Source organism: Arthrobacter sp. S2(2024), from assembly GCF_036662515.1.
GTDB lineage: Bacteria > Actinomycetota > Actinomycetes > Actinomycetales > Micrococcaceae > Arthrobacter.
In genome coordinates this window covers 85,776-104,037 of sequence record NZ_JAYKZI010000005.1, presented here as the reverse complement: position 1 = coordinate 104,037, position 18,262 = coordinate 85,776, and the positions used below count along the sequence as shown (strand labels likewise).

The 18,262-nt window shown below is 62.5% G+C and carries 17 protein-coding genes; 10 read left to right on the top strand and 7 right to left on the bottom strand.

Annotated elements, in window-relative coordinates; all coding sequences use genetic code 11:
* The first annotated feature begins 146 nt into the window (after positions 1-146).
* The 5 genes from VLA65_RS12700 to VLA65_RS12680 all read left to right on the top strand — a co-directional run bounded on the left by VLA65_RS12700 (position 147) and on the right by VLA65_RS12680 (position 6,567).
* Complete coding sequence (locus tag VLA65_RS12700) at positions 147-1,589, top strand: sugar transferase (protein WP_332602802.1); 1,443 nt, start codon at positions 147-149, stop codon at positions 1,587-1,589.
* 54 nt (positions 1,590-1,643) lie between these two features.
* Positions 1,644-2,957, top strand: a complete 1,314-nt coding sequence (locus VLA65_RS12695; RefSeq protein ID WP_284990003.1) for a UDP-glucose dehydrogenase family protein — start codon at positions 1,644-1,646, stop codon at positions 2,955-2,957.
* A 131-nt stretch (positions 2,958-3,088) separates the two neighbouring features.
* Complete coding sequence (locus VLA65_RS12690) at positions 3,089-4,846, top strand: DUF4012 domain-containing protein (RefSeq protein ID WP_332602704.1); 1,758 nt, start codon at positions 3,089-3,091, stop codon at positions 4,844-4,846.
* A gap of 186 nt (positions 4,847-5,032) precedes the next feature.
* A complete protein-coding gene (locus tag VLA65_RS12685; RefSeq protein WP_284990005.1) occupies positions 5,033-5,644 on the top strand; it encodes an LPXTG cell wall anchor domain-containing protein in 612 nt (203 codons plus the stop codon).
* 320 nt (positions 5,645-5,964) lie between these two features.
* The gene (locus VLA65_RS12680) at positions 5,965-6,567 is read left to right on the top strand and encodes an arsenate reductase/protein-tyrosine-phosphatase family protein (RefSeq protein WP_332602703.1); all 603 of its coding nucleotides are present in this window, start codon (positions 5,965-5,967) and stop codon (positions 6,565-6,567) included.
* On the opposite strand, the gene galU is transcribed toward VLA65_RS12680, so the two are convergent.
* Together galU and VLA65_RS12670 are read right to left on the bottom strand one after the other, a co-directional pair.
* Positions 6,564-7,454, bottom strand: coding sequence for a UTP--glucose-1-phosphate uridylyltransferase GalU (gene galU, locus VLA65_RS12675; protein WP_332602702.1), 891 nt, complete (start codon positions 7,452-7,454; stop codon positions 6,564-6,566). The two genes, VLA65_RS12680 and galU, sit on opposite strands and share 4 nt — an antisense overlap.
* Positions 7,455-7,530: 76 nt before the next feature.
* Complete coding sequence (locus VLA65_RS12670; protein WP_306959111.1) at positions 7,531-8,007, bottom strand: carboxymuconolactone decarboxylase family protein; 477 nt, start codon at positions 8,005-8,007, stop codon at positions 7,531-7,533.
* Positions 8,008-8,100: 93 nt separating this feature from the next.
* Between VLA65_RS12670 and VLA65_RS12665 the strand changes: the two genes are divergently transcribed.
* The 3 genes from VLA65_RS12665 (at position 8,101) to VLA65_RS12655 (ending at position 11,287) form a co-directional block, all read left to right on the top strand.
* On the top strand, positions 8,101-8,928 hold the full coding sequence (locus tag VLA65_RS12665; RefSeq protein ID WP_332602701.1) for a MurR/RpiR family transcriptional regulator: 828 nt from the start codon (positions 8,101-8,103) through the stop codon (positions 8,926-8,928).
* 187 nt (positions 8,929-9,115) lie between these two features.
* Positions 9,116-10,477: a cation:dicarboxylate symporter family transporter gene (locus VLA65_RS12660; RefSeq protein WP_332602700.1), complete on the top strand. Its 1,362-nt coding sequence runs from the start codon at positions 9,116-9,118 to the stop codon at positions 10,475-10,477.
* Positions 10,478-11,287, top strand: a complete 810-nt coding sequence (locus VLA65_RS12655; RefSeq protein ID WP_332602699.1) for a bifunctional allantoicase/(S)-ureidoglycine aminohydrolase — start codon at positions 10,478-10,480, stop codon at positions 11,285-11,287.
* A gap of 42 nt (positions 11,288-11,329) precedes the next feature.
* Here VLA65_RS12655 and VLA65_RS12650 read toward each other — a convergent pair whose 3' ends face one another.
* From VLA65_RS12650 to VLA65_RS12635, 4 genes are all read right to left on the bottom strand, one after another.
* Positions 11,330-12,622, bottom strand: a complete 1,293-nt coding sequence (locus tag VLA65_RS12650) for an LCP family protein (protein WP_332602698.1) — start codon at positions 12,620-12,622, stop codon at positions 11,330-11,332.
* A gap of 246 nt (positions 12,623-12,868) precedes the next feature.
* Entirely contained in the window at positions 12,869-13,552 is a 684-nt protein-coding gene (locus VLA65_RS12645) for a hypothetical protein (protein WP_332602697.1), read from the bottom strand.
* Positions 13,549-14,358: an ABC transporter permease gene (locus VLA65_RS12640; protein ID WP_332602696.1), complete on the bottom strand. Its 810-nt coding sequence runs from the start codon at positions 14,356-14,358 to the stop codon at positions 13,549-13,551. Before VLA65_RS12640 ends, VLA65_RS12645 begins: the two co-directional genes overlap by 4 nt.
* Positions 14,355-15,284 (bottom strand): ATP-binding cassette domain-containing protein, encoded by a 930-nt coding sequence (locus tag VLA65_RS12635; protein ID WP_332602695.1) that lies wholly within the window; start codon positions 15,282-15,284, stop codon positions 14,355-14,357. The genes VLA65_RS12640 and VLA65_RS12635 overlap by 4 nt, the downstream gene beginning before the upstream one ends.
* Positions 15,285-15,322: 38 nt before the next feature.
* On the opposite strand from VLA65_RS12635, the gene VLA65_RS12630 reads away from it, so the two are divergent.
* A complete protein-coding gene (locus VLA65_RS12630; protein ID WP_332602694.1) occupies positions 15,323-15,826 on the top strand; it encodes a DUF2127 domain-containing protein in 504 nt (167 codons plus the stop codon).
* A 513-nt stretch (positions 15,827-16,339) separates the two neighbouring features.
* Positions 16,340-17,812, top strand: coding sequence for an HNH endonuclease (locus VLA65_RS12625; RefSeq protein ID WP_332602693.1), 1,473 nt, complete (start codon positions 16,340-16,342; stop codon positions 17,810-17,812).
* Between the two features lie 55 nt (positions 17,813-17,867).
* On the opposite strand, the gene VLA65_RS12620 is transcribed toward VLA65_RS12625, so the two are convergent.
* On the bottom strand, positions 17,868-18,257 hold the full coding sequence (locus tag VLA65_RS12620; RefSeq protein WP_332602692.1) for a hypothetical protein: 390 nt from the start codon (positions 18,255-18,257) through the stop codon (positions 17,868-17,870).
* Between the last annotated feature and the right edge of the window lie 5 nt (positions 18,258-18,262).

The following is an 18,262-nucleotide window of genomic DNA, read 5'->3' as shown; positions in this document are numbered from 1 at the left end:
CCGGCGGGGCGGGGGATCAGGTTTGGGTCTGGGCGCTGTTTGAGATTAATTTTGTCCCTGGTTCGCAACATTAGAGGTGGCATCCCGGGCGGCTGTATCCTAGGCCCGGGGACTCCCAAAAACTGAAAACGACTACATACATGGGGATGCTGGTGGGGACAGTTTCTGATTGGCGAGTAAGCACGTCTCGTACCTTGAGGGTAGTTGATGCCTTTGTGATTGTTTGGGCCGTGGCTGGCGCATACAGCATTCGGTTCGGCCTGGATTCAGGATTCAGCATCAAGGGTCAGGATTCCAGCTACTTCTGGCTGTCAATATTCCTCGCCATTACATGGTGGCTCATGCTGGGGGCGTGGAGCACAAGGCAAAGCCGAATCCTCGGCTCGGGGCCGGATGAGTACAAGCGCGTGGCGGCAGCATCCCTCTGGCTTTTCGGTTTCGTTGCGATTTTCTCTTACGTCTTCCGTGTAGAAACCGCCCGGGGGTATGTCGGAATCGCTTTACCTGCCGGACTTGTTGGACTCCTCCTTGCGCGATGGTTACTTCGCCAGCATCTGAGCGTCCATCGCCAGAAGGGCCGACGAATGTCTCGGCTCATGTTGCTAGGAAGTCCGAGCGCGATCGTTCACCTTGCCGCGACCCTAGTGCGGGAGAAACATGCCGGCTATATGCCCGTTGCCGCTTACACGCCCGGCGACTCATCGCAATCGCACGAATTGACAGGTGTCGGGCTGCCCGTGCTTGGCCATGAGTCGGAGACGAAGGCAATACTTGACGCGATCGGGCGATGCGAAGCTGACGCCGTGGCCGTGACGGCGGGGGTCCTTCTGCATCCAAGGACCCTCCGCCAGCTCGGTTGGGAATTAGCGGAACGGAATGTCGGGCTGATTATGGCCCCTGCCCTTACTGATATAGCAGGACCGCGTATTCACACACAGCAAGTCGCTGGGCTCCCACTTATTCACGTCACAACGCCTACGCTCGAAGCCGGGCAGCGTGTCGCCAAACGACTGTTCGACATTGTGGTTTCCGCGGGGCTGGTTGTAGTGTTTTCGCCTCTGCTGGCGGTCCTAGCCCTCTTGGTAAAGTTCGATAGCCCCGGCCCGATCCTGTTTAAGCAGGAACGCGTGGGGTTTGAGGGCACTCCATTCAAAATGCTCAAGTTTCGTTCCATGGTTGTCGATGCCGAAGCGCGGCTCGCTGAGCTGGCACACCGGAATGACGGCAACGGGATCCTCTTCAAAGTCAAGAACGATCCACGCATTACGCGTACTGGACGCTTCTTGCGAAGATACAGCCTGGATGAGCTCCCTCAGCTATTCAATGTTGTTTCCGGGTCCATGAGTTTGGTGGGCCCGCGGCCGCCCTTACCGCTCGAGGTGGAGGCCTACGAACAGGATGCGCGTCGGCGGCTTCTGGTCAAGCCTGGAGTGACCGGGCTGTGGCAGGTAAGCGGAAGGTCCGATCTCTCCTGGCAGGACTCCGTACGGTTGGATCTTTACTACGTGGAAAACTGGTCTCTGGCCGGGGACTTGATAATTTTGCTTCGCACTGCCCGTGCCGTCTTGGGCGGCGACGGCGCCTACTAATTAGGCCGTGTTGGACCGTGACGCAGAAACGACCCTCTGGGGGAAGGCAACATAATGCGCATTTCAGTTATTGGCTGTGGCTATCTCGGGGCTGTGCACGCAGCTTGCATGGCCAAACTTGGCCACGAGGTGGTCGGAATCGACGTGGACGAACGAAAGATCAGTGCCCTATCGGCAGCCCGTGCCCCGTTCTTCGAACCCGGTTTGGACGAACTCCTTAGCGACGTGCAGGGGACGGGAAGGCTGTCATTCACCACTGACATGTCGAAGACTGCTGGGAGCATCGTCCATTTCATTTGTGTGGGGACACCCCAGAAGAAGGGCGAAAATGGCGCCGATCTGCGCCACGTCGATGCCGCAATGGAGGCGCTCCTTCCGCACATAAGACCCGGCGACCTTGTGGTCGGCAAGTCCACTGTCCCGGTGGGGACCGCTTCCCGTCTGGCTGACCTCTTGTCCGAATATCAACCCAGCGCTCACCTCGTTTGGAATCCCGAGTTCTTACGCGAGGGGCACGCCGTCAAAGATACTCTTTCCCCAGATCGTCTGGTCTACGGCGTCGAGGAAGGCTCGGAAGACCACCCCGCCGTCACCATTTTGGACGAGGTTTACTCCGGTCCGCTGGCAGATGGCACCCCCAGATTGGTCACAGACCACCCGACAGCCGAACTCGTCAAGGCAGCAGCCAACTCCTTCCTCGCCACCAAAATTTCGTTCATCAATGCCATGGCGGAGGTCTGCGAAGCAGCAGGCGCGGACGTCACTAGTTTGGCAGACGCTATCGGCATGGATGACAGGATCGGCCGAAAATTCCTTAACGCCGGAATTGGTTTTGGTGGTGGATGCCTCCCCAAGGACATCCGGGCATTCATGGCCAGGGCCGGCGAACTCGGCGCCGATCAGGCCCTGACCTTCCTGCGAGAAGTGGATTCGATCAACATGCGACGCCGCACGCGTGTCGTAGAACTTACCCGCGAGCTTTGCGGTGGAAGCCTGCTCGGTCACCGCGTCACCGTGCTCGGTGCTGCTTTTAAACCCGAGAGCGACGATGTCCGGGACTCGCCGGCCCTGAGCATCGCCGCCCAACTCCAGCTTCAAGGTGCCGTCGTGACGGTAACTGACCCGAAAGCCCTGGAAAACGCCGCCAAGCGATTCCCTGAACTGCAGTACGAATCTGATTTGGATACAGCGATCGCAGGAGCCGATACACTCCTCCTGCTCACCGAATGGCAACAATACAAGGAACTCGACCCATTTGAAGTGAGCAGCGGCGTTGCCGGTCTCCGGATCTTGGACGGACGAAACGTGCTGGACGCCGCAAAATGGCGTGCTGCCGGATGGCAGTACCGTGGACTCGGAAGGCCCTAGGCGTGACGGAAAACGAACTGTCCGATACCACCCCGAACGAACCCGAGCTGCGTCGGGGCAGGGGGAAATCCCAAGCAAGCAAGCGCCGTCGTCGCCAGTTGACAGCCGGAATTTGGCTTGGGGCCTGTCTGGTGGTTGCCGGCGCCGCCGCCCTATGGCTTGGTGCTAAGGCTTCCACCATCAAGACCGAGCTCGAAGCATCCACCCAGTTGGTGCCCAAACTCAAAGAAGACATCCTCCAGAACCGCCCCGCAGATGCCACGGCTTCTGCCGACGAGCTTCGGCGCCACACTGCGGCGGCCCGCGACGCTGCCTCCGATCCGCTCTGGTCTTTGGCTTCGGCCACCCCGTGGCTCGGCGCGAATTTCTCGGCCACTGCCGAAATTGCCCGTTCAGCCGACGACGTAGCCTCGCTGGGCGTCACACCCCTTGTAAAGGTTTACGATTCCCTGAAATGGGACAAGCTGATGCCGAGCGCAGGCGGCACCGACCTGGAACCAATCCGCAAGGCAGCCCCCGCAGTGTCCTCCGCCGCTCAAGCCGTGCGCGCATCTGCGCAGCGCCTGAACGGTATCGATGCCGGCGGCCTGCTCCCGCAGATCGCTGGGCCACTGATACAAGCCAGACAACAACTTGGCTCTGTTGTGGACGAGTTGGACACGGCGTCCGACGCCGCGGGACTAGCTCCGGGCCTGTTGGGCTCCGATAAGCCGCGGCACTACCTGCTGCTGGTCCAAAACAACGCCGAGGCCCGAGCCACGGGAGGCATCCCGGGCGCCTTGGTCGTCCTTACCGCCGACAAGGGCAAAATCAGCCTTTCCGCCGAAACCAGCGCTACGGAACTTGGCCGTTTCACCCCTCCGGTATCGGTGGATGAAGAGCAACAACGCATCTATACGGACCGTATGGGCACCTTCATGCAGGACGTTAACTTCACCCCAGATTTCCCGACGGCTGCCACCACCGCGTTGAAGATGTGGGAACAGAAAAAGAGTGAACAGCTGGACGGAGCAATTTCGATCGATCCAGTGGCTCTGGGCTACATCCTGGACGCCACAGGACCTGTCAGCCTTCAGGACCCGCAGATGCTTGCCCTAACTGGAGGGAAACTTCCGAACCAGCTTTCCGGCAAGAATGTGGTAAAAACCCTACTTTCCGACGTATACGCCCAAATCAAAGATCCAAAGGCGCAAGACGCTTACTTTGCAGTGGTGGCCAAGGAAATCTTCGGTGCTCTCTCCTCCGGCAAGGGCGATGCCAAAAGCCTGCTCGCCGGAGTAGGGAAAGGCGTAGAAGAACACAGGGTCCTGCTCTGGTCGGCAGATACCACCGAACAGTCCGTTCTCGCGAAGTACACGCTTAGCGGCTCAATATCCGGCCCTAGCGTGCCCGCTGCCCAATTCGGCGCTTACTTCAATGACGGTACTGGCGCGAAAATGGACTACTACGTGAAACGCACTGTTCGGCTTGTCGAGCAATGCACGGCTGCCGATGGTTATGCAACAGTCAAGGTTCGAATCACAAGCACTAATACGGCTCCTGCTGACGCGGCCACATCGTTACCGGCATATGTTACAGGCGGTGGAGCTTACGGAGTCCCGCCCGGTACTGCACAAAGCAACGTGATCGCGTACGGGCCTTCCCAATCCCTGGTTGAAACTGCCACGCAGGACGGGAAGACTGTTCCATTTGGTGCGCAGCGCCACGACGACCGACCAGTTGGCACACTCTCCGTACGTCTGGCCCCTGGACAGAGCAGTACCGTGGAATTCACTTTCGGAAAAATCGTCCAGCATAGCCAGCCTGAAGTCGTGGTCACGCCAACTATCCAGCCCATTGACAAAGTGGTCCTCACGACCGAATCAGAAACTTGTGGAGCCCTCGGATAGACAGGGTGTTAACCCTTTGTAACGAGTTTGGATTTACTTTGCAGTAAGCACCCTTAGGGTGGTAGCTTCTCTCTTGGGTAGGTCTCAGATTTCAGTTCACGTGTTCGTGGTGGATGAAATCACATCACCACAATGAATTTCGCAGCAGGTCTCAAGCACATACCAAAGGTCTCAGGGGGACAAAAATTGAAGAAATCACTTGCAGCGCTCGCGCTTGCGGGCACCATCGCTCTCGCCGCTTCGGCTCCGGCAATGGCCGTCGATTACCCGGCACCGGTCCCGGGCACCGTTTCTAGCGCGACTGTAACGGTGGGCGGATCCGTCGTATTCTCCGGAGGCGGCTTCACGCCCGGCGAAACCATCACTGTCACAATCACATTTACTGCCGCTCCTCAGGGCGCAGCAGCACCCGGCACCAGTGGCGGCCTCGCCTTGGCCGTACCCGGCGCCCTTCACCTGGCACCCACAACGGTGACCGCTGTTGCCAACAGCTCCGGCGCTTTCTCCACCAACGTTACGCTGACTGCTGCAGGCACCTACCAGTTGACCGCTGTCGGCGCGACCTCCGGCCACAGCGTCACGTCAACCGTGGTTGCTGCAGGAGTTAGCGGCGCAGGTCTTGCAAACACCGGTGGCACCGGGCTTGCCAACACCGGCGGTACCGGTTTGGCCAACACCGGCGTCGACTCCAGCCTGATCCTTTGGGGCCTGGTTGGTGCTGGCGCACTCGTAGCCGGCACGGCCTCCGTAGTGGTGGTTCGCCGCCGCGCAAAGAACGAAACCGTAGCCGCAGCCTAAACGCACAACGAAAAGGAGGGGTTGTTTCCGGTGATCCGGAAACAACCCCTCCTTGCTTGCGCCTACGGTAACTTATGAACATGGGGAGACATTGGCGACGCCGCAAGAGGCTGAGCTTCAGAGTGGGGTTGCCTGCGATTCCACGAATTCCAGCTGTTCCGAGTCAGGCGCGGCCCGTCATTTTCCTGATCCTGCTGGCCGTGGTTTCCATCGGCGTGGCCGCCTTCGCATTGCTACGCCACGCGTGACTATAACTCCCGTGTTAACTTGTAAAACACAGGTGTCCCGCACATCTGCCAGCTAGTGAAAGAGCTACACCTTTGGAATCGCCCCAACCCGTACGGATCCTGACCGTCTGCACCGGCAACATCTGCCGCTCCCCCGTAGCCGAACGCTTGCTTCAGGCAGGCCTGGACCAGGTTCTTCCCGGTGGCTTCGAAGTCCGCAGCGCCGGCACCCGCGCCATGGTTGGAAGCCCCATTCAGCCGCTGTCAGCGGACATCATCCGCACGTATGGCGGCACGCCCGATGACTTTGCCGCGCGCCAGCTCACTTCAAAGATCCTCAGGGAATCGGACCTGGTACTCACCATGGCGTCCCACCATCGCGGTGAAGTGCTGCAGCTGGACGCATCCCTGCTCAAACGGACGTTCACCATCCGCGAGTTCGCACGGATGGTGACGGCCCTTGAAGAACGAGGCGACGCGCCGCCGTCGGGCTCTGACTACACCCAACTGTGGCGAGAACTGCCGGCACGGGCATCCTCCGTCCGTCACCTCGTCCTCGCGGCAAAATCCTCGGACAACGACGTTGCGGACCCCTACAAACAAGGCGCCGAGGCGTACCTGCGGATGGAAGACGAGCTGGCCCCGGCCATCCTCAGGATTCTGCGCTACGCACGGCTAACCATGCAGCCGTCCTAGCCGAGGAATTCCTTCATCCAGGTTTTGAGGTCTTCACCGAATTCGGCCCGCTCGGCCGCCAGGGTGATGACGGCCTTCAAGTAGCTGAGCTTGTCCCCGGTATCGTAGCGACGTCCACGGAAGACAACCCCGTAAACACCCGCGCCTTCGCCATCGCCCATTGCGAGGGTCTGAAGCGCGTCGGTCAGCTGGATCTCGCCCCCGCGCCCGGGCCCGGTCTCTTCGAGGACATCGAACACGGCCGGGTGCAGGACATAGCGGCCAATGACAGCCAAGTTTGATGGCGCTTCTTCAACAGAAGGCTTCTCCACAAGGCTGTTGACCCGGACGTAGTCCGCCCCCGCGATGGGCGTAATGTCGGCGCAACCGTACGCGCTGATCTGCGACGGTTCCACTTCGATGAGGGCAATCACCGAGCCGCCCGTCTTCGCCTGGACGTCGATCATGGTTGACAAGAGCTCCTCGCTCTCGTCGATCAGGTCGTCGCCCAAGAGCACTGCAAACGGTTCGTCGCCCACGTGCTGCTTGGCGCACAGCACGGCATGGCCCAAACCCTTCGGCTCGCCCTGCCGCACATAGTGTATTGGTCCAAGCCCGGAGGCATGCTGCACGGCGTCCAAGCGAGCTTCGTCGCCTTTCAGCTCCAGAGAGCGTTCAAGATCAGGTGCGCGATCGAAGTGGTCTTCAAGGGCGCGCTTGTTGCGGCCTGTAATCATCAGCACGTCGCTGAGGCCCGCCTTCACGGCCTCCTCAACCACGTATTGGATGGCCGGTTGATCCACCACCGGCAACATTTCCTTCGGCATCGCCTTGGTGGCAGGCAAGAAACGCGTGCCCAATCCGGCTGCCGGAATAACTGCTTTACGAACTAATCTCCCCATAGACATAGGCAAATCCTACGAATGGATTATCGGAAGCACGAATCCCTGGGGCAAGATTGCGACATTTCCGGCCAAGAAGTCGTTAGCTCCGGGCTTTGCGCACCGGGTGCTCGCTCAGGATAGACAGGCGGTTGAAGGCGTTGATGCCGATGCACGCCATGCACAGCACGCTGATCTGCTCCTCGGTGTAGACCTTCCGCGCGCGGGAGAACAGCTCGGCCGTGGGACGGGCACTGCTCATGCGCGTGATCTGTTCGGCAAGCTCCAGCGCCACCTGTTCGGCCTCGTCGAAGAGGCCCACCTCGCCATGCACGGACACCAAGGAAAGCCGCTGCTCAGTCTCCCCATAGCCGATGGCGCGGCGGTGATGGAGATCCAGGCAAAAGGCACAGCCGTTGATCTGCGAAGCGCGGTAGTTCAACAACTCCAGTGTGCGGCGCGGGATCCCGGTCCTATCAGCCTCGGCAGTCACCTTACCCGCGTAGTCGGACAGCGCCTGATAAAGCCCGGGCTGTTGCTTGTCCAGATAGCCAGCGAGTCGCGGTGTATTTTCGCTCATTCGCCGAGCCTATCGGAGAGATAAACCCGGCAAAGACCACACAAAGAAAGAAACGGCTGTGGGAACAGCGCGGGGTCGTGAGACGGTTGTTTCATGAGGATCGATGAGCGAATCGAACAGCATTATCCGGCGCTTGGCCCGCAGGAACAGCTCGCGGCAGACACCATCCTGAACCACTTGGGTGATCTCGCCGTCTACAACGCGGCCGAACTGGCGCGCCTGAGCGGTGTCTCCAAGGCAACCGTGAGCCGCTTGTTTCGCCGCCTCGGCTTTGCCGATTTCAATGAGGTCAAGGAGCACACCAGGGCACTGCGGTCCAGCGGTGTGCCGCTCGCCACCAGGGAGTCCGACGGCGGTCTGCCGACCCACGCGGCACTGGAACAGCGGAACCTTCAGCGTCTGTTCGAGTCAATTGACGAAACACGGCTGGGCGAGGTGGCCAATCTGCTTGCGGGAGCCCGGAAGGTACTGCTCATCGGCTTCCGAAACAGCTTCCCCCTCGCGCTCCATTTGCGGCAACAGCTCCTCCAATGCCGCGACGGCGTCGGGCTGGCCCCGCAGCCAGGCCAAAGCGTGGGCGAAGAACTCGCGGGGCTCGGTCCTGCCGATGCTGTGGTGCTGATGGGTTTCCGCCGCCGTCCAGAAGCCTTCCCAAACGTCCTCAAAGCAGCTGCCGGAACAGGTGCGTCCACCATCCTGATTGGCGATGCCAGCGGGCGCCGGATGGCCGGCGACGCCAAGGTGTGGATCGAGTGTCCCGTGGAAGGCGCTGGAGCCTTCGACAGTTATGCTGCGCCCATGAGTCTCCTGAGCGTCCTGGCCAACGCGGTACTTTCGGCCATGGGAAGACCAGGGACCAAACGCATCAGTGAAATCACAGGCCTTTTCGACTCGCTCGGAGAGGTTGAAAGGCTTCGGTAGATCCGGCTCTCGGACGCTGAGGAACCGTCCTCAGACCAGCGGTCCGCGCACCTTTTGAAACAGATGTTTCAAGGTTCCGATAGTTTAATACATTCGTTTCAGGCTGGAAACAATGCTCCCCTACGTTGGAGGGGTCCCTTGAATTTCGGCCGCGGACCTCTGGTTCCGCATGAGGATTGGCTTCGCCATGAAACTCGACACCTATGCTGCGCAGGCAGCCGCCATCAAGAAACCGCTGCACAAGTCCCTGTTCTTCCAGATCTTCGTCGCCGTCGTCGCCGGCATCCTGATCGGGTATCTTTGGCCGTCAATCGGGGCAGGACTACGCCCGCTCGGTGACGGGTTCATCCAGCTCATCAAGATGATCATCGCGCCGCTGATCTTCCTGGTGATCGTCACAGGGATCGCGGCCGTTGGCGATGTCAAAGCCGTGGGCCGAGTGGGAGTCAAAGCGCTCTTGTATTTCACCGGGGCCACGTTGTTCGCTCTGGCCTTCGGCCTCGTGGTGGCCAACATCGTCCAGCCCGGTGCGGGGCTCAACATCGACCCGAGCACCCTAAGCCAGGACGCCCTGAAGGCTAAGACCGGCACCGCTCCGCCCAGCGACGCCGGACAATTCATCCTTGGCATCATCCCGACGAGCGTGATCGGCGCCTTCGCGAGCAACAACCTCCTCCAGGTCCTGTGCTTCTCTGTCTTCTTCGGCGCGGCCATAGTGGTGATCGGCAAGGACCGCTGTGCCCCTGTCATGAAGGTCCTGGACACCATCCTGGAGGTCTTCTTCAAGATCATGGGCTGGGTGATGCGCCTGGCCCCGATCGGCGCCTTCGGTGCCATGGCGTTCATCATTGGCCAGTATGGACTGAGCACATTGGGCACCTATGCCTTGCTCATCGTGGCCTGCTACGGTGCAGCGATCGTGTTCATTGGCCTGCTGTTCGTGATCGCCTGGGGCCTGGTCCGGGTCCCGTTGTGGCAGTTCATCAAGTACACGCGCGAGGAGTTCCTCCTGGCTCTGGGCACCGCGTCCACTGAGTCGGTTCTGCCGCGGATCATGACCAAGCTGACGGACGCCGGCTGTTCCCGCTCCACCGCCGGCCTGGTGGTCCCCACCGGCTACTCCTTCAATCTGGACGGTGCGGCCATCTACTTGTCGATCTCGCTCTTGTTCCTTGCCCAGGCCTTCGGCCACCACTTGGATCTCGGGCAGCAACTGGCCGCCCTGGGCATTCTGATGCTCACCTCAAAGGGCATGGCAGGCGTCCCGGGTTCGGCCTTCCTGGCACTCTCCGCGACGGCGGGCGCATTGGGGATCTTCCCTGTGGCCGGCGTCGCTCTCCTGCTCGGAGCCGACCGCCTCATGGACTCCATGCGCGTCGTCGTGAACCTGCTGGGCAACTGCGTTGCGACGTTCGTCGTCGCCAAGTGGGAGGGGCAGTTCGACCGTGAAGCCATGCTCCGTGCCTTCAGCGGAGACAAGCCCGCAGCTGAAGGCGGCCCGATCAATGCCGGGAACCTTGCCGTGCAGGCTGCAGGGACGCGCAGTTAGATGGCCAACTCATTTCACCCCGAAGGCGCCATTCCACAAGCCCAGCTCCCAAAGGACCGGGCCATGGTCAAGGACACCTATACCGTCATACCCAAGGGCGTCCTCAAAGACACAGTCACCAGCACTCTCCCCGGCTGGGAGAACACACGGACTTGGATCATCGCACGCCCCATCGAAGGTTTCGCGACACGGTTTTCCCAACTAATCGTCGAGGTGGGACCAGGCGGCGGTTCGCGGAAGCCCGAGCCGGAAGCCGCCGTCGAAGGGGTCCTCTTCCTGACAAGGGGATGGCTTACCCTGGCGCTCGACGGCGAACTGCATATCTTGGAGGAAGGCAGTTACGCGTATATCGCAGCCGGGGCCGACTGGTCCGTAAGGAACGATTCGGACGGCATCGCAAATTTCCACTGGATCCGTAAGGCCTACGAACCGGCGGATGGCTACACGGCCACGTCCTTTGTGACCCGCGATCAGGATGTGGAGCCCAGCCAGATGCAAGGTACCAACGGCAGCTGGGCCACGACTCGATTCGTGGATCCCGACGACCTCGCGCATGACATGCACGTGAACATCGTGACCTTCGAGCCTGGCACTTCAATCCCGTTCGCCGGAACACCAGCCATGGAACATGGGTTGTTCGTCCTCGAAGGCAACGGCGTCTATCTGCTCAACGACGACTGGGTGAAGGTCGAGGCCGGTGACTTCATGTGGCTGCGCGCCTTCTGCCCGCAGATCTGCTATGCAGGAGGCCCGGGCAAGTTCCGTTACCTGCTCTACACCGATGCAAATCGCCAGATCCGTCTCACATAAGCGTCCGGGTGGTCATAGTGCCCTGACCTCACGACCACTCCGCTACTTCACGCAGGCGATGGCCCCGCCTTGGAGGGCCCCGGTGGAATCCGCGTAGACGTTGCTTGCAGGTGCCGACGGAGTGGCTGGTGCTGCAGCTCCTGAGGCGGGTGGCGCTTCGGGTGCGGGTGCCGCCGGCGAGGTGGTCGCCGCCGTCGCGGTCGCCGTCGTCGTCGGTGCGGGAGCCAGCGGGACCGGAGTAAGGAGTTCCTTGACGGTCGCCTGCACCTGCTTGACGTCCACGGTGTTGATGGATGCGCCATCCGGGGAGGTGCCGAAGCCTGTGATCGGCAGGGTGGAGAAGGAGATGTTGCCCCCGGTCAGGGACGTTGCCTGCTGGGCAAGCTGGATCAGGTTCAAGTCCGAATCCACCACGATGTTCTTGCTCACCGCATCCAGGACACCCTGCATTTTCCCGATGTCGGTGAAGGTCCCGGCGTCCTTGAGCTGATGGGAGACCGAGGCGATGAAGGCCTGCTGCCGGCGTTCGCGGTCCAGGTCCGAGAAGAGGTACGTCGGATCGGTGGTGTCCCGACGCTGCCGCACGAAGGCCATGGCCTGTTTGGCGTCGATCTGCTGCATGCCCGCTTTGAAGTCGGCCCCGGAGAAGGTGTCCTGGGTGGCCCGGTTGACGCACACGGTGATGGGCGCGATAGCCTGGGCCGTCTGGTAGAACGCGGCCATGGTGACTTCGAGGAAGTGGTCGACGTGCACGCTGCCCAGGAACTTGGTCACGGTCGCTATTTCGGCCTTGCGCCCGGCGTCGCGGGCCGCCTGGTAGGTGGCGTCGTCGTCGGGCTTTCCCGCGTTGATCAGAGAGGTCTTCTCTGCCGCGAAACCGTAACCGTACGCCTCCTTGATCTTGGCTTTGAACGGGCCGCTTCCGGGGATGCCGTCCACCTGGACGTAGTCATCCCGGGGAATCGAGATTCCTGCGGCTTTGGAACCGTCCGCGGGGATGTGGATGAGCATCAGGACGTTCGAGTTGTAGCCGCCGATATTCTCATCCCCCGCGTGCAGCGCGTCATACATCTCCGGAGGAAGGGGCTTACCCTTCTCGTCGACCCTCGTATCCAGGCCCATGATCAGGATGTTCGTGTCCTGGCTCAGCTTCGGCACCGCCTGGGGCTGCGACTTCAGGTCATTGAGGACATCCGATCGGTGGACGTTATTGTTGACCGCAACCGCCGTCGCGCCCACATACGTGACCACGACGGCGGCCGCCAGGGCCACGGTCGCCGCGACCGCCGTCGTCGAGATCAGGAGGACGGACTTGCGCCGGGACTTGTGGCGCATATGTCGGGGACCTTGAGAGCTTGCCTCCCCGCCGGGTGATCCGGCATGCGTTCCGCCGCGTCTTCCGGCGCGTCTTCCGCCGCGCAGGCGGTGGGGCCCATCATTCATGGAATTCTCCTGTCCCCGCCGCGGTTGGCGCGGTGGCTGGGTCCGCGGCGGGACCAGCGGGTAAGCAGATTGTAATCGGACATCCAAGGAATGGACTCGATGACGCGGGGCACGGCGCCGAGGGTGTTGCTTCCGCCTCTAGCGGCGCTTGAGCATCACCGCGACCGCGGTCCCGATGCACACCGCGACGGCGAGGACCCCAGGCCCGGTCACGGCCTGACCGCGCCACCCCTCCCATGGTGCGGCCGTCGGCAGAAGCATTACCGCGGAGATCGCGGCCAGCACGAGCACCGCGATGTTGACCGCCAGCCGCATCCGGCGTCCCCCGGGCTCCGGTTTCCCGCGCTCCTGCTTGACGGTGCGGCGCCGCCAGTCGTCGGCTATGAGCCCAGGTACCCGCCTCACGTACGCGAAGACGTGCACTGCGAGGGTGGCGAGCCAGAACAGGAAACTGACAACGTGCACCCGGATCAGGATCTCGGGAGCCGGGCCGGTGATGGCCAAGGCGATACCGCTGCCAATCAGCACAAGCGTTGAGACGACGAGCAGCGGAGCAGTCAGGCGCAGAAGCAGCCGAGGCGGACCCTTGCGACGGTAGGCGGGATCCCGCGTGTAGTAGCGAATGAACCGCCAGCCGGTGCTGGCCGTCTTGGCCACCACCGGGCCGGCCAGGAGCACGCCAATGAAGAAGTGCGCCACGATCAGGCTGCCCAGGGTGGGAACGGTGGCGATCTCGGCCACCGACAGCACCAGCACCACGGCCCCTGTCAGGGCGGTGAGGCGCTCGTTGCCGACGACGCCGGAGGTTGCTTCTTCTGTCACGCTTTGACGTCCTGGCGGGGGAACACGACGGCGGTCACCACAACGAAGCCGACAATCCACAGGAGCGCTGCACCTACGGCTGCCGGATAACCTTGGAGAGGGGTCGGGCCAACCAGGGGCACGGTGGTCCCCACGATGGTGTTGAACACCCGGCCCGGGAACCACTGGCTGACCTGCGGCAATACCACCGCGATGATGCCTTCGACCACCAGGATGTAGGCCAGGCCGATCCCGACGCCGGCCGCGACCGAACGCGTGAGTACCGCGATGACCATGCCCAGGGCGCTCACGCCGACGAGGCACAGCACCTCATTGCCCAGGAACGCCAGGAAGACCTGCAACCCCTCCGGAGAGGTCCAGGCGGCGGTCTGAATCCCTTGGCCTTGAGCAGCGACAAGGATGAACGTGCCGCTGATGAGCAAGGTGAGCAGCATCGAGAGCAGCACAAAAAGTACCAGCCCCAGCATTTTGCCTGCCAACCAGCGCAGGCGGCGCGGCTCACAGACCAACAAGTTGCGCAGCGTGCCTTGCGACCATTCGGCGGCGAGATTGGCTGTCACCATCACCAGCGCGATGGCAATGATCACGGAGCGGGCCTGGCCAATGATCGAGACCAATCCCTGGGGTGTGGGGAACGCGGCAATCAGGCCGGTCATCTCCCGGCCGGTGGCTCCGGATGCGATCTGGTGGAACGTCAGATAAGCAATAAAGGTGCTCACCACCAGCATCGCCCCCGCGACCGCCACAACACTCCAGCGGCGGAACTTGAGCACTTCGCTGCGAAACGCACGGATCACGGAAATCATGAGCGGTCTCCTTTCAGCAAAGCCAGGAACAGTTGCTCCAGGCTGGCTTCCCTCACTCGGATGGTCAGATCCGGCGCGCCAGCCTCCCTGGCCTGCCGGTTCAAGGTCTCGGCAAAACCGGCAGAACAGGCGATGTGCAAGGCCTGATCCTCCCGCGTGACCGTATAACCGGCCTCGCCCGCGATCCGGGCCACCAGATCCAACTGGACCGAGTCCTGGGCTTCGACCACTACCTCGACGCGTTCGGCGAACAGCTCCCGTGCCGGTCCGCAGAACAGGGCCTTCCCTTGATTGAGCATGATCAGCCAGTCGGTGAGCTGTTCCAACTCGCCGAGCAAGTGACTGCTGAGGAGGATGGTTTTCCCCTGGCCGGCCAAACGGCGCAGCATCTCGCGCATCTCGATGATGCCGAGGGGATCAAGGCCATTGGCTGGCTCGTCGAGAATGAGGAGCTCCGGATCGGGCAGCAGGGCCATCGCCACCCCAAGGCGTTGCTTCATGCCCAGTGAATACGTTCCTACCCGGTCACGGGCCCGATCGGAGAGTCCCACCACTTCCAGCAGTTCGCTCACGCGGGAACCGGGATGGCCTCCAAGACGGGCGAGCACCTCCAGATTTGTCCGCCCGGAAAGGCCCGGATAGAACGCCGGCGCTTCCACCAGTGCCCCGACGCGCGGCAGGTAGCGCTCGAATTCAGTGAGCGAGTGGCCCAGAACCGTGGCGCTGCCCGCATCCGCCCGCACCAGGCCCAAGAGCAGGCGAAGGGTGGTGGTCTTGCCTGCCCCGTTGGGGCCAATAAACCCTGCGATGGCTCCCTGAGGCACGCGCATGGTCAAGCCGTCGACGGCGGTATGCCTGCCAAAGTGCTTGCTCAGGCCATGTGTTTCAATCGCGAAAACTCCTGCGGGATCAGAAGAGAGGGGCATAAGAAAGAATGTATCTTGAGGTAGCGGAGGGAAGTGTGATGGAAACGAAACCAGCTGAAACAACCCTGCTCGACCGGACATTTCGCGTGAGCCTCATCCTGAAGGGCCTGGACGGCGTCCTGGAACTGATCGGCGGCGTTCTCCTGTTGCTGGTCACGCCTCAACAAATCGGTGATCTGGTCGGGTTCCTCACCCAGCACGAACTCGCCCAGGATCCGCACGACTTCCTGGCGAACAGCCTGGTGCACCTGAGCTCCAACCTCTCAGGGTCCGCGACGCTGTTCGGCGCGATCTACCTACTGCTCCACGGCTTGGTCAAGATCGTCCTCGTCTGGGCCGTCCTGAAGGACAAACTCTGGGCCTATCCGTGGATGATCGCGTTCTTGCTGGTCTTCATCGTCTACCAGTGCTACCGGATCGTTGTGGCCTTCTCCTGGGGCCTTGTCCTTTTGACAGCCTTCGACATCTTCATCGTCTGGATCACCGCCCGCGAATACCGGCTGCACCGGGCACGGAATCGACAGCACTCCCCTACGACTTAGCAGGGCGGCTGAGGGCACCTGCGCGCTTTTTTGTTACCGCCGGATCCGTGGGTGCGGGCCCACTGCTAGGTTCCGGAACGCAGCTGTGGGACTTCTCCCACGAATTCAACAGACCAGTGCTTGCGGCCGGACCCTTCCTACCCCCTGGCGACCTGCACCGCTTCTCCTGGAACGCCCGGAAACCTTCGGCGTAGTCCTCGGTCTTGCACAGCCGGGCCTACTCGAATCGCGACGCTCAAGACGAGCATCGGCAAAGTAGTCCGCGCCCTCCGCGAGCACTCCCAACGAATTGGCCGAGATCCCCACAACGAGCAACCCGGCCTCCAGCACCAGGTTCAAGTTCGACCTCCGGGCTCCGCTGAGGTGGTTCGATACACAACGCGGACATCTGCGGTCCCGAAATAGTTTTACTAATTTTCCTGGTTTTCGGTGAGGAAGCGGTTTTCTGGGCCCTAAATTGTCAGACCCCCCTGGGATGCTTTGGTTATGGAAGGGATTCGGGGAACACAGCTGATGGGGACGGGCTCGCCAGTCGGCGGCGCGGCTCCGATGTCGGGTGCCTGGGTACGGGACGTGATCGATGCCCTGACCTCGTTCCGGCCAGCCCTCCCGAACGGCACGGTACCCGATGGCCGCGCCGAGCTGATCGACCAGCTGCGGGCACTGGAGGATCTGAAGTCCGCGGCCGCGGCTGCGCAGGCCCGGATTGCCGTCTCCTTCGATGCGGCCCAGCGCAGCGCCGAGACGAACCTGGGCGTCCCCGCCGACGAGCGCGGCCGCGGCGTCGCGGCCCAGATTGCCTTGGCCCGGCGGGAGTCCCCCGCCAAAGGATCCCGGTTGCTGGGTTTGGCGAAGGCCCTCGTGACTGAGATGCCGCATACCCTGGCCGCGCTGGATTCGGGACAGCTGAACGAATGGCGGGCCACCCTGTTGGTGAAGGAAACAGCCTGCCTGAGCGCCGAAGACCGCTGCGCGGTGGACGAGGAACTGGCCGCCGAGACGGGAGCCTTCGACGGCGCCGGAGACAAGGCCATCATCTCCGCCGCACGGGCCGCCGCCTACCGGCGGGACCCCCGGTCGGTGACGCAACGCGCCAGCCGTGCCGCGGCGGAGCGGCGCGTGAGCTTGCGCCCGGCCCCGGACACCATGACCTACCTGACCGCCCTGCTTCCCGTCGCCCAGGGCGTGGCCGTGCACGCGGCCCTGAGCCGGCACGCCGACACCCTGCGCTCCGGCGGAGACACCCGCAGCCGCGGGCAAATCATGGCCGACGCCCTGGTCGAACGCACCACCGGCACCCCCGGCGGGATCACCGGAGTGGCCATCCAACTCGTCATGACCGACCGCACCCTCTTCCAGCGCGACAGCGAACCCGCCCGGCTCCCCGGCTACGGCATCGTCCCCGCAGGTTGGGCACGGAACCTCCTCAGCGGCAGCAGCGGGAACACCAAGGATGGCCGGTCCGGCCAGGACCAAGCCGAAGAGACGCACGACTTCAAGCTCTGGCTCCGGCGTCTCTTCACCGCTCCGGGAACCGGAGAACTCGTCGCCGTCGATTCCCGGGCCCGGTTCTTCCCCGCCGGGCTGCGGCGCTTCATCCAGGCCCGCGACGACACCTGCCGAACCCCCTACTGCGACGCACCGATCAGGCACTTCGACCACATCATCCCCTGGCACGACGGCGGACCCACCAGCCTGGCCAACGGCGCGGGCCTGTGCGAAGCCTGCAACCACACCAAAGAACTCCCCGGCTGGACAGCACAAACCGGAGCAGTAACAACCCAGCACGCGACACGGCACGTCCTCGGCATCCGCACCCCCACCGGACACCACTACCAATCAACAGCCCCGCCGCTGCCAGGCAGCAATCCACTAGGAACCGACCCGCCCGACACCGCGCCGTCGCATTCCAGACGCCGGCGCAAACTCCGCCACCAAGCCAAGGCGCTGAGATACGCCCATCTCACGCAACTCCAGGTCGCGTGACACTCCAGGCCGCTTGAGCAACGCCACCGTTGCGTCCCGGCGTTCGGCCGCGTCCTCAAAGGGCCGCGGTCACCAGGTGGGTGCGGAGATTGCTTTGCTGCCCTGCGTCCCTGGCTTCCGGGGTCCGGGTTAGCCGGCCGAAGTTTGCTGCGGGCTGTCCGGCCTGGACCACCACGGCGTTCCTCCATCCGCCGGCCCGGAAGAGTGCCTCGGGGGAATCCGTACAGAACGGTAGCGGGCGTCCGGCACTCCTGCGGGCGGCCACTACTGGTGCCATGCCCTCAAGCGTCAAAAGCCCGGTGCCAAAGATATCCGCCAGGAAGGTGGACCGTCCCGCGGAGAGGGCTGCGGCGTCGTGGACCAGGGACTCGGCATCGGAGGCGGCAATCCACCGGCCTGTGCCTACAACGGCTGCCCGTGCCCGGGGATCATCAAACCCCGCCACCGTGC

Coding starts and splice junctions, on each gene's coding strand:
- galU (WP_332602702.1), bottom strand. CDS start 7,454: ATGTCTATGGGGAGATTAGTTCGTAAAGCAGTTATTCCGGCAGCCGGA.
- VLA65_RS12660 (WP_332602700.1), top strand. CDS start 9,116: ATGAAACTCGACACCTATGCTGCGCAGGCAGCCGCCATCAAGAAACCG.
- VLA65_RS12640 (WP_332602696.1), bottom strand. CDS start 14,358: ATGATTTCCGTGATCCGTGCGTTTCGCAGCGAAGTGCTCAAGTTCCGC.
- VLA65_RS12650 (WP_332602698.1), bottom strand. CDS start 12,622: ATGCGCCACAAGTCCCGGCGCAAGTCCGTCCTCCTGATCTCGACGACG.
- VLA65_RS12630 (WP_332602694.1), top strand. CDS start 15,323: ATGGAAACGAAACCAGCTGAAACAACCCTGCTCGACCGGACATTTCGC.
- VLA65_RS12635 (WP_332602695.1), bottom strand. CDS start 15,284: ATGCCCCTCTCTTCTGATCCCGCAGGAGTTTTCGCGATTGAAACACAT.
- VLA65_RS12700 (WP_332602802.1), top strand. CDS start 147: ATGCTGGTGGGGACAGTTTCTGATTGGCGAGTAAGCACGTCTCGTACC.
- VLA65_RS12655 (WP_332602699.1), top strand. CDS start 10,478: ATGGCCAACTCATTTCACCCCGAAGGCGCCATTCCACAAGCCCAGCTC.
- VLA65_RS12665 (WP_332602701.1), top strand. CDS start 8,101: ATGAGGATCGATGAGCGAATCGAACAGCATTATCCGGCGCTTGGCCCG.
- VLA65_RS12670 (WP_306959111.1), bottom strand. CDS start 8,007: ATGAGCGAAAATACACCGCGACTCGCTGGCTATCTGGACAAGCAACAG.
- VLA65_RS12695 (WP_284990003.1), top strand. CDS start 1,644: ATGCGCATTTCAGTTATTGGCTGTGGCTATCTCGGGGCTGTGCACGCA.
- VLA65_RS12625 (WP_332602693.1), top strand. CDS start 16,340: ATGGGGACGGGCTCGCCAGTCGGCGGCGCGGCTCCGATGTCGGGTGCC.